Origin of the sequence: Pseudomonas bananamidigenes (assembly GCF_001679645.1) — a bacterium.
In the GTDB taxonomy this organism is placed as follows: Bacteria; Pseudomonadota; Gammaproteobacteria; order Pseudomonadales; family Pseudomonadaceae; genus Aquipseudomonas; species Aquipseudomonas bananamidigenes.
Genome location: NZ_LRUN01000122.1, coordinates 1 through 1,031 on the forward strand (window position 1 = coordinate 1; position 1,031 = coordinate 1,031).

General features: G+C 55.1%; 2 protein-coding genes. One reads left to right on the forward strand and one right to left on the reverse strand.

All coding sequences use genetic code 11. The annotated features are described in order from the left end of the window. Nucleotides 1-873: ISL3 family transposase (locus tag BBF94_RS26905; RefSeq protein ID WP_455430443.1), on the reverse strand; the 873-nt coding region annotated here is incomplete at its 3' end. Here BBF94_RS26905 and BBF94_RS28215 point away from each other — a divergent pair. Next, nucleotides 775-1,017, forward strand: a complete 243-nt coding sequence (locus tag BBF94_RS28215) for a hypothetical protein (RefSeq protein WP_225875091.1) — start codon at nucleotides 775-777, stop codon at nucleotides 1,015-1,017. The two genes, BBF94_RS26905 and BBF94_RS28215, sit on opposite strands and share 99 nt — an antisense overlap. Nucleotides 1,018-1,031 lie beyond the last annotated feature (14 nt).

Consider the following 1,031-nt stretch of genomic DNA (forward strand, 5'->3'; position numbering starts at 1 on the left):
TTTGAGCTCTGCCTTCATCAGATAAACCGTCATCAATGACTGGTTGGCCGCCAGCAGATCCATCAAGTGCACCTGTTGATCTGCGCTCTTGAGATTCTCCGGGTTGCGCAACAGCAGCCACCGCGCTTGTTTGATGACCCTGCGTGCAGGTTTGTCATGACGCAGACGGTTGGCTTCATCGACCCTTACTCGATCAATCACTTCTCGGCCATATTTGGCCACCACGTGAAACAGGTCGTAGACCACCCGTGCCTGGGGGCAATGCTGGCGCACTTCCAGGTCAAACGCGGTGTTCATGTCCATCGCTACCGCCTCAATCCGCGCGCAGCCCTCAGACCCCTGCTCTTCGAAGAACGGCCTGATAGCGGCCCGACTACGTCCTTCGCCTATCCACAACACCCGGCGGGTATCGGCGTCCAGTACGACGCTGGCATATCGATGCCCTTTGAACAGGGCAAACTCGTCCATGACCAATCGCCTGGGACGGGCTACGGGCAGCTTTTCCAGTTCCGTCTGTAGAGCTCGTCGCTCCAGTAATCGCACGCTATCCCAGTGCAATCCGAATAGCTGAGCCACATGCAAAGTAGGCAGCCGTCGGCAGGTCTGGATGATGGTTTCAGCCAATCGACGTGTCATTCGGGAGTAGCGATCAAGCCAACTGACAGCCTCCATTCGTTTGCCGCAAGCGCCACATCCAACTCGTCTGAGTTCTACGTTTAGCCGTACCGGCCGCCCAAGGATGGGCAGGTCTCGGATGAGCCGCTGGCAGTATTCATGGGTGGTTGTGCTGGGTTGGTTGCAGCCACTGCAAGTAGGAAATCGGGTGGCCTGTGGGATGAGATCGATCTGCAGCATGTCGCCATCAGGCTTGATGGCGACGACAGAAAAACCCTCCCAAAACGGAAGGAAAGTATTAATATCGCGCATAAGAACGCCGGTTTGTTAGATGTGTTTGCTCGCACGAACATCATCAATCAAATCGGCGTTCTTGTTTCTGTGTTTCCCGAGATTCCGTGAAGAACCTTTTTTTT